Raw genomic sequence first — 8531 nt, forward strand, 5'->3', positions numbered from 1 at the left:
CAGCGAGCCGAACAGGTAGAGCCAGTAGGCGAACATGTTCAGCCGCGGGAACGCCACGTCCGGCGCGCCGATCTGCAGCGGCATGATCCAGTTCGTGAAACCGGCGAACAGCGGCGTCGCGAACATCAGCAGCATGATCGTGCCGTGCATCGTGAACGCCTGGTTGTACTGCTCGTTCGACATGATCTGCGTACCCGGCCGGGCGAGCTCGGCGCGCATGAAGAGCGCCATCACGCCACCGATCAGGAAGAACATGAACGACGTCGACAGGTACAGCGTGCCGATCGTCTTGTGGTCGGTGGTCGTCAGCCACTTCACCACGACGTTGCCGGGCCGCTTGGCCCTGACCGGCAGCTCGTTCGCGTAATAACTCTCAGCCGCCGAGTCCTGCGGTTCGTTGAGAATGCTCACGAGCTGTGTCTCCCGGTGTTCATGGCTGGACCTGGTGATGACCGCAATCCTGGCCGCGCGGGGCGAAGGATCGGCTCCGGAGCGGGCGACACACGGCAGACCTGCGGGCGATCCCACCCGGATGCAGTACACGACCCACACCGATGGCCCTCCGACGGCAGGCCGCCCGTCGCGCCGCACAGGTGTTCCCCATGGGCGAGCGGGGTGCGTAGCCTCGGCGACGATGAACACGATTCCCGCACATCTCGATCACCTTGTCCTCGCGACCCCGGATCTGGCGGCGACGGTCGCCGAGTTCGCGCGGCGAACCGGTGTGACGCCGGTGGTCGGCGGTTCTCATGTCGGTCTCGGCACCCGCAACTACCTGGTCGGTCTGGGCGCAAGCGGTTACCTGGAAATCATCGGTCCGGATCCCGAGCAGTCCACGCCCGGCGGCCCCAGACCCCTCGGCGTCGACGAGCTGGCCGCGCCACGCACGCTGACCTGGGCGATCAGCCCGCCCGACCTGGACGCGGCGGTGGCCTCGGCACGGGCGCGGGGCTACGACCCCGGCACACCGCGGGCGATGAGCCGCCGCACCCCCGACGGCACGCTGCTGCGCTGGCGCCTGACCGACGGCGCGGCCGCGCACCCCTCCGGCCTGGTCCCCTTCCTCATCGACTGGGGCGCCGCACGCCACCCCTCCGCGACCGGCCTGCCCGTCACCCCGCTGCTGTCCCTGACGGCCACGGCCCCCGACCCCGCCGAGATCCGCCCGCTCCTGGCGGCCCTGGACACCGAACTGCCCCTCGCGAAAGGCCCGGTGGGGCTGTCGTTCACGGTGGACACGCCGAAGGGGCCGGTGCGGTTCGACTGAGCGGGCTGACCACGGCGCTGGCGCTCGCTGTCCGTTTCCTTCAAGACCCCTGCCCCGCCTCTGCCTACCGTGGGACTCATGACTCCACGATTCGATGCCATCGGCCTGGTCGTCTCCGACATGGCCGCCTCCGTCGCCTTCTACCGCCGCCTGGGTTTCGCGTTCCCACAGGGAGTGGAGCAGCAGCCGCACGCGGAGGCCGGGCTGCCGGGCGGGCTGCGGTTGCTGCTGGACACGGAGGAGAGCGTGCGGTCCTTCCACGCCGGGTGGCGGCCGCCCACCGGGGGCGGCCGGGCCTCGCTGGCACTGCTGTGCGACGGACCGGACGAGGTCGACGCGGTGTACGAGGAGATGGTGGGCGCGGGCCACCACGGCGAGCTCAAACCGTGGGACGCCTTCTGGGGCCAGCGGTACGCCGTCGTGAACGACCCGGACGGCAACGGCGTCGACCTGTTCGCCCCGCTGCCGTCAGCCGCCGCCGAGTAGCTCGCCCGGGGTGGCGCCCGTCAGGTCCCTGACGTCGCGCGCCAGATGCGGCTGGTCCGCGTAGCCGGCCTCCACGGCGGTCTCCGCGAGCGGCAGGCCGCCCCGCGCGAGGGCCAGGGCCCGTTGCAGGCGCAGCACGCGGGCGAGTGTCTTCGGGCCGTATCCGAAGGCGGTCAGCGCCCGGCGGTGCAACTGGCGGGCTCCGAGGCCGAGTTCGTCGGCGGTCGCGGCGACCGGGCGGCCCGCGTCCAGCGCCGTGACGACCCGCAGCAGCAGCGGGTCCGGCGGATCGGCGTCGGCCGCGAGGGCCAGCGCCGCCTCCTCCAGGCCGCGCGCGGGATCGGCGGCCGCCTCCACCCGCGCGGTGAGCCGGCGTACTCGCGTTTCCGGCCAGAGGTCGGCGAGTTCGACCCGCCGGTCGCGGACCTCGTACGCGGGCAGGCCCAGGAAGGTGGGCGCGGTGCCCGGGAAGAAGCGGACGCCGGCCCAGGCGCCGTCGTCGCCGTCCGTGCGGTGCGCGCGCGTGTCCGGGCCCGCGACCAGCAGGCGCCCGTCGTGCCAGAGCAGGTCCATGCAGCCGTCGGGCAGCACCCGCCCCGCGCCGGACGCGGGGGACGGGGTGTTCGTCCACACCACCGCACCGGCCAGCCGTGACACCCGCTCCACGTACACGCGGCCAGGCTACGCCGCGCGCCCGGGCCCGGGGCGGAGTCCGCCCGCTCGCGGGACCGCGCGGCCCGGCCCGCCCCGCTAGACCCCCACCCCGACCACGCGCCCCCGCGTCCGGTGCTCCTGGGGGCTCACCCCGTACACCCGCTTGAAGGCGTTGGACAGGGCGAAGGCGCTGCCGTAGCCGATGTGGCGGGCTATCGCCTCCAGGGTGTCCTCGCTGTCGCGCAGGCAGTCGGCGGCGAGGGCGAGGCGCCAGCCGGTGAGGTAGGTCATCGGGGGTTCGCCCACCAGTTCCGTGAACCGGCGGGCGAGCGCGGCCCGGGACACCCCTGCCTCGGCGGCGAGCGACGCCACGGTCCACGGCCGGGCCGGATCGTCCTGGAGAAGGCGCAGCACGCGACCGACGACGGGGTCGGCCAGCGCCCGGTACCAAGCCGGAGCCGCCGCCTCGGGGCGCGAGAACCAGGCCCGCAGCGCGGCGATGACCAGCAGGTCCAGAAGGCGGTCCAGGACGACCTCCTGCCCCGGCTCGTCCCGCACGATCTCCTCCCTGAGGAACGGGGTCAGCGGGCAGTTCCAGACGTCCGAGGTGAGCGACAGCAGCGGCGGCAGGGCGTCGAGGAGCCGCCCGCTGATCTCGCCCTGCCAGAGGTAGGTGCCGATCAGCATCACCGCGGCGCCGTCCGGGCGGTCCCCCCAGGTGCGCACGCCGAGGTCCATCCGGCCGCTCAGCGGCCTGCCGTCGGGGTAGCGGCACTCGCCGCCCGGCAGGATCACCGCCTGCGCCGCCGTCGCCGGGTCGTCGCCGCAGGTGTACGGGTCGGGGCCGCGCGCGATGGCGAGGTCCCCGGCCCGCAGCCGCACCGGCTCTCCCGTGTCCGGGACGACCCAGGCGTCGCCGCGCACCATCAGCATCACGGTGAGCGGCGCCCGGTCCTCGACGCGCACGGCCCAGGGCGGATCGAAACACGCCCGGATCATGAAGGCGCCACGCGCGCGAGGGCCTTCCAGCAGGCCTGCGAGTGGGTCCATGGCGTCAGCGTAGACGCGCCCGTAGGGGAATGAGCCGTTCAGCCATGGGCCCGGGAGCGGTACGGCAGTTCACTGGAGGCATGACACAGAAAACGGACATGACGGTAGTGGTGACCGGGGCGTCCGGTCGTACGGGCAGCCGGGTGGCGCGGGCCGCCCGGGCGGCGGGACTGGAGGTGCGGCCGGCCTCGCGCGCCCAGGGCTTCGACTGGGCGGACCGGTCGACGTGGGCGCCCGCGCTGCGGGGCGCGGACGCGGCGTATCTCGTCCACCCCGGGGACGTCGGCTCCCCGGAGGCCACCCTCGCGGTCGGGCTCCTGGCGCACGAGGCGGTCGCCCTCGGCGTACGGCGGCTGGTGCTGCTGTCGGCGCGGGGCGAGGTGCAGGCGCGGCCGACCGAGGAGGCGCTGCGGGAGTCGGGCGCGGACTGGACGGTCGTACGCTCCGCGTGGTTCATGCAGAACTTCAGCGAGGGGCCGCTGGTGGAGGGGCTGCGGCTGGGTGGGGAGCTGGTGTTCCCGGGCGGTGCGGTGCGGGAGCCGTTCGTGGATCTGCGGGACGTCGCGGACGTGGTGGTGGCGGCGCTGGCGGCGGGTGACCGGTACGTGGGGCTTGGCATCGACGTGACGGGGCCCCGGCTGCTGACCTTCGGGGAGGCGGTCGCGGAGGTCGCGAAGGCGGCGGGGCGCGAGCTGACGTACCGGCCGGTGCCGGCGGCCGAGTACGGCGCGCGGCTGGCCGCCTTCGGGGAGCCGCCCGAGGTGGTGGAGCTGCTCGTGGACGTGTTCGAGACGCTCCTGGACGGCCGCAACGCCCATCTCTCGGACGGTGTCCGGCAGGTGCTGGGCCGCGAGCCGCGGGACTTCAGAACGTTCGCGACCGAGGCCGCCGCGGCGGGAACCTGGACGCCTTGAGCGGCGGGCGCCCCGGGGCCGGCCTCACTTCTCCCGGGGCGGCTCCACCCCGTTCTCCCCGGTCCCCTTCTGCGTGGAGTTCTGAGAAGAGTTCTGCGACGCGTTGTGGGAGCTCTTCACCTGTGTGCGCAGCCGTGCCGTCACGTCCTCCGGAGGCAGGAAGCGGGACCAGCGCTCGGGGAACTCGGACGGCATGTCGGGGTCGTCCGGGTCGGGGTCGGCCCCGCGGGCCGCGGCGGCGCGGGCGACGTACTCGGCGACCTGCGCCTCGCGCAGCCGCTCGTTGGCGGCACGGGCGGCGGCCGTCGCGGCGGCCGGCCAGACCCGGTCGATCGCCGCGTTGACGGCGGCGCCGACGAGCACGGCGAACGCGGACACACCGATCCACAGCAGCACGGCGACGGCGGCCGCCAGGGAACCGTAGATCGTCGCGCCCTCGATGGTGTTGGCCAGGTAGATACGGAGCAGGAAGCTGCCGAGCACCCACATGGCGAGGGCGACCAGGGCGCCCGGTACGTCCTCGACCCACGGGGAGCGGACCGGGACGGAGACGTGGTACAGCGTGGTCAGGAAGATGATCGACAGGACCATGACCACGGGCCAGTAGAGGACCTGGACCACCGTCGTCGACCACGGCACGATCCGCACCACCGCGTCCGGGCCCGCGACCATCAGCGGCAGCGCCACCGAGCCGATCAGCAGGGCCGCGAGGAACAGCAGGAACGCCACCAGCCGGGTCTTGACGATCCCCCGGACGCCGTCGAGGCCGTACATCACGGTGATGGTGTCGATGAAGACGTTCACCGCCCGGGATCCCGACCACAGCGCGAAGAGGAAACCGATGGAGATGACGTCCGGGCGCCCGCCCTGCATCACGTCGTCCAGGATCGGCCGGGCGATCTGGTTGACGCCCTTGTCGGACAGGACCGTGCGGGAGGCCTCCAGGATGTTGGTCTCCAGGCTGGAGATGGTGTCCGTGCCGGTCCAGGAGTCGACGTAGCCGAGCAGGCCGATCAGGCTGAGCAGCAGCGGCGGCACCGACAACAGCGTGAAGAAGGCGGCTTCGGCGGCCAGGCCGAGGATGCGGTACTCGATGCACGAGTTGACGGTGTCCTTCAGCAGCAGCCAGGCGGTCCGGCGCTTCGAGACGTTCCGGTAGAGGGCACGCGCGCGGTGGAGGCGACCGGAGGGTTCGGGGATGTCACTTGCTGGCTGCACGACCCAAAGGTATCCGTCGCACCGGGCACGGTTCACCCTGGTCGGACGGTGGCCCACGGCGCCGCTTCCACGGGGTGACCACCCCCGTGCCTCGGGGTAGGTTCCGAGACATGGCACGCAGCACCCACATCGTGACGAACCAGGTCCCGCCACTCGTCGGATACGACGTCTTCGGCGCCGACCGCGCCCTCGTCGCGGCCGTCGAACGGCACGTCGCCCCGGACCTGCTCGACGAGGCCCTGGACGAGCTCGCGGCGCTCGGCCGCACCTCGGGGTCGGCGCAGGTGCAGGAGTGGGGGGTGCTGGCCAACGAGAACCCGCCCGGCCTGCGCACCCACGACCGCTACGGGCATCGCGTCGACGAGGTCGAGTTCCATCCGTCCTGGCACCGGCTGCTCGGCAAGGGCGTCGCCGCGGGCCTGACCGCTGCCTGGGCACGGCCGGCCGGGCACGTGCGGCGGGCGGCCGGATTCCTCATGTGGACGCAGGTCGAGGCCGGCAACGGCTGTCCGCTGTCCATGACCCACGCCGCCGTGCCCGCCCTGCGCACCGACCCGGCCCTCGCCGCCGAGTGGGAGCCGCGGCTGACGTCGATGATCTACGACCGTGATCAGCGGCCCGCCGGGGAGAAGGCCGGGGTCCTGTTCGGGATGGGCATGACGGAGAAGCAGGGCGGCAGCGACGTCCGTGCCAACACGACCGTCGCCCGGCCGCTCGCGCAGGACGGGACGTACGAGCTGACCGGGCACAAGTGGTTCTGCTCGGCACCGATGTCGGACGGCTTCCTGGTGCTGGCACAGGCTCCGGGCGGGCTGACCTGTTTCCTGGTGCCGCGGGTCCTCGCCGACGGCGGCAGGAACGTGTTCCTGATCCAGCGGCTGAAGGAGAAGCTGGGCAACCGTTCCAACGCCTCCAGCGAGGTCGAGTTCGACGGGACCTGGGCGCGCCGGGTCGGCGACGAGGGCCGCGGGGTGCGGACCATCATCGAGATGGTCGCCGCGACCCGGCTCGACTGCGTGCTCGGCTCGGCGGGGCTGATGCGGCAGGCCGTCGCGCAGGCGATCCACCACTGCACGTACCGGGAGGCGTTCGGCGGCAAGCTGATCGACAAGCCTCTGATGCGCAACGTCCTGGCCGATCTCGCCCTTGAGTCGGAGGCCGCGACGACTCTCGGGATGCGCCTGGCCGCCGCATACGACGACGGGAGCGAGCAGGAGCGGGCGTTCCTGCGGCTCGCGGTGCCGGCCGCGAAGTACTGGGTGACCAAGCGCTGTACGCCGGTGGCGGTGGAGGCGGCCGAGTGCCTCGGCGGGAACGGCTATGTCGAGGAGTCGGGGCTGCCCCGGCTGGTGCGCGAGTCGCCGCTGAACTCGATCTGGGAGGGCGCGGGCAACGTCCAGGCGCTGGACGTGCTGCGCGCGTTGCAGCGTGAGCCGGAGGCCCTCAACGCCTTTCTCCAGGAGGTCGGGCGCGCACGCGGCGCCGACCACCGGCTGGACGCCGCGATCAAGAACCTGCTGACCGAACTGGCCGACCTGGAGGGCATCGAGGCCCGTGCGCGGCGTGTGGTCGAGCGGCTCGCGCTGGTGCTTCAGGGCGCGCTGCTCGTCCGGTACGCACCGCCGGAGGTCGCCGACGCGTTCTGCGCCTCGCGCCTGGGCGGCGACTGGGGAAACGCCTTCGGGACCCTCCCGCACACGCTGGATCTGGCGTCGGTGGTGGAGCGGGCGCGGCCGGTCTCCTGACGCGGGTACGACGCCTGCGGGCCCTGACCGGGCGGCACCTGGAAAGCCGCGCGCCGACAGGGGTGGTGCTGCGCCGACACGGCACCACCCCTGCCCCTGCCGGCCCGTTGAGGCCAAGCGCGCCGCACGGGCGACGTCGCTCAAGTTTCAAACAGCGGTGGTCGGTTCACCAGGGTTGCAAGGGGTTGCAACTTTCCGGTGTCTGTGACCGGACTGGGCCCCTCCGTCAGCGGCGGGCGGCAGTATGGGACACGAGCAGGAAGCGACCGGAAAACGCCGCCACCAGGCCTTGACAGTCGGTCGCACATCAGTGTGAACCCGGGGGAGGAACCTCAGTGCCGCGGTCGCCTATGAATGTGTCGCACCTGGCCGCCGTCGACGCGCCACGGGCCGCGCGGATGCTCAGCGCCTTACGCGACGCCGCGCTCTCCGGCGAGCGCCCGGACCTCGCCCCCCGCCCGGTCATCGAGGAGTCCTGGGGACGCATGCTGCGCGGCGGGGTGGACCCGGAGCACGACTTCCGGTCCGGCCTGCTGCCACCGGAGGAGGTCCTGCGGCGGCGTGAGGACTCACCGCTGCGGCATGTGCTTCCGGTGCTGCGGGAAGGCTTGGTCTCGGTCGCGGACACCGCCCAGCACATCATGGTGATCACCGACGCGGAGGGCCGGGTGCTGTGGCGCGAGGGCAGTTCCGCGGTGCTGCGCAAGGCGGACGGGCTCGGGTTCCTGCTGGGCGCCGACTGGCGGGAGAACACCGTCGGCACCAACGGCGTCGGGACACCGGCCGTGGTGCGGCGGCCCGTTCAGGTGTTCGGCGCCGAGCACTTCGTCCGCTCGCACGCCTCGTGGACCTGCGCCGGCGCCCCCGTCACCGATCCGCGCGACGGCCGGCTGATCGGCGTGGTGGACGTCAGCGGACCGCTGGAGACGATGCATCCGGCCACCCTCGCCTGGGTCGACTCGGTCGCCAAGCTCGCCGAGGCCCGGCTGCGGGAGTTGCATCTGACGGCGCTGGAAGGGCTGCGCGCCGTGGCCGCGCCGATGCTGGCCCGGCTGACGGGCCGCGCGCTGGTGGTGGACCGGGAGGGCTGGACGGCGGCGGTGACGGGGATGCCGTACACCAGCCGGATCGCGCTGCCCAAGGCGCTGTCACCGGGCCGACGCCCGCTGCCCCTGCTGGGCCTGTGCCGGGTGGAAC

Annotated in this window: 9 protein-coding genes; 5 read left to right on the plus strand and 4 right to left on the minus strand. The window is 73.0% G+C overall.

The genetic code is table 11. From position 1 onward, the window contains the following. On the minus strand, positions 1-411 hold a 411-nt coding region (locus tag AB0O67_RS34945), incomplete at its 3' end, for a cbb3-type cytochrome c oxidase subunit I (protein WP_365459328.1). A 223-nt stretch (positions 412-634) separates the two neighbouring features. On the opposite strand from AB0O67_RS34945, the gene AB0O67_RS34950 reads away from it, so the two are divergent. Together AB0O67_RS34950 and AB0O67_RS34955 are read left to right on the plus strand one after the other, a co-directional pair. After that, the gene (locus AB0O67_RS34950) at positions 635-1267 is read left to right on the plus strand and encodes a VOC family protein (RefSeq protein ID WP_365459331.1); all 633 of its coding nucleotides are present in this window, start codon (positions 635-637) and stop codon (positions 1265-1267) included. Positions 1268-1345: 78 nt separating this feature from the next. Then, positions 1346-1753, plus strand: a complete 408-nt coding sequence (locus AB0O67_RS34955; protein WP_365459334.1) for a VOC family protein — start codon at positions 1346-1348, stop codon at positions 1751-1753. Here the strand turns inward: AB0O67_RS34955 and AB0O67_RS34960 are convergent. Beyond that, positions 1736-2425: a helix-turn-helix transcriptional regulator gene (locus tag AB0O67_RS34960; RefSeq protein ID WP_365459337.1), complete on the minus strand. Its 690-nt coding sequence runs from the start codon at positions 2423-2425 to the stop codon at positions 1736-1738. The two genes, AB0O67_RS34955 and AB0O67_RS34960, sit on opposite strands and share 18 nt — an antisense overlap. A 78-nt stretch (positions 2426-2503) precedes the next feature. After that, a complete protein-coding gene (locus AB0O67_RS34965; protein WP_365459340.1) occupies positions 2504-3457 on the minus strand; it encodes an AraC family transcriptional regulator in 954 nt (317 codons plus the stop codon). 80 nt (positions 3458-3537) lie between these two features. On the opposite strand from AB0O67_RS34965, the gene AB0O67_RS34970 reads away from it, so the two are divergent. Then, on the plus strand, positions 3538-4371 hold the full coding sequence (locus AB0O67_RS34970) for an NAD(P)H-binding protein (RefSeq protein ID WP_365459343.1): 834 nt from the start codon (positions 3538-3540) through the stop codon (positions 4369-4371). 24 nt (positions 4372-4395) lie between these two features. Here AB0O67_RS34970 and AB0O67_RS34975 read toward each other — a convergent pair whose 3' ends face one another. Further along, complete coding sequence (locus tag AB0O67_RS34975) at positions 4396-5589, minus strand: YihY/virulence factor BrkB family protein (protein ID WP_365459346.1); 1194 nt, start codon at positions 5587-5589, stop codon at positions 4396-4398. Positions 5590-5699: 110 nt separating this feature from the next. Between AB0O67_RS34975 and AB0O67_RS34980 the strand changes: the two genes are divergently transcribed. Continuing rightward, a complete protein-coding gene (locus AB0O67_RS34980) occupies positions 5700-7334 on the plus strand; it encodes an acyl-CoA dehydrogenase family protein (protein ID WP_365459349.1) in 1635 nt (544 codons plus the stop codon). 335 nt (positions 7335-7669) lie between these two features. Then, a partial coding sequence (locus AB0O67_RS34985) for a GAF domain-containing protein (RefSeq protein WP_365459352.1) occupies positions 7670-8531 on the plus strand: 862 nt, incomplete at its 3' end.

The organism is Streptomyces sp. NPDC086077 (genome assembly GCF_040686175.1).
Classification (GTDB): Bacteria; Actinomycetota; Actinomycetes; order Streptomycetales; family Streptomycetaceae; genus Streptomyces.

Excerpts from the sequence above, each read along its gene's own strand:
- AB0O67_RS34950 (WP_365459331.1), top strand. The coding sequence starts at position 635 with ATGAACACGATTCCCGCACATCTCGATCACCTTGTCCTCGCGACCCCG.
- AB0O67_RS34955 (WP_365459334.1), top strand. The coding sequence starts at position 1,346 with ATGACTCCACGATTCGATGCCATCGGCCTGGTCGTCTCCGACATGGCC.
- AB0O67_RS34965 (WP_365459340.1), bottom strand. The coding sequence starts at position 3,457 with ATGGACCCACTCGCAGGCCTGCTGGAAGGCCCTCGCGCGCGTGGCGCC.
- AB0O67_RS34970 (WP_365459343.1), top strand. The coding sequence starts at position 3,538 with ATGACACAGAAAACGGACATGACGGTAGTGGTGACCGGGGCGTCCGGT.
- AB0O67_RS34980 (WP_365459349.1), top strand. The coding sequence starts at position 5,700 with ATGGCACGCAGCACCCACATCGTGACGAACCAGGTCCCGCCACTCGTC.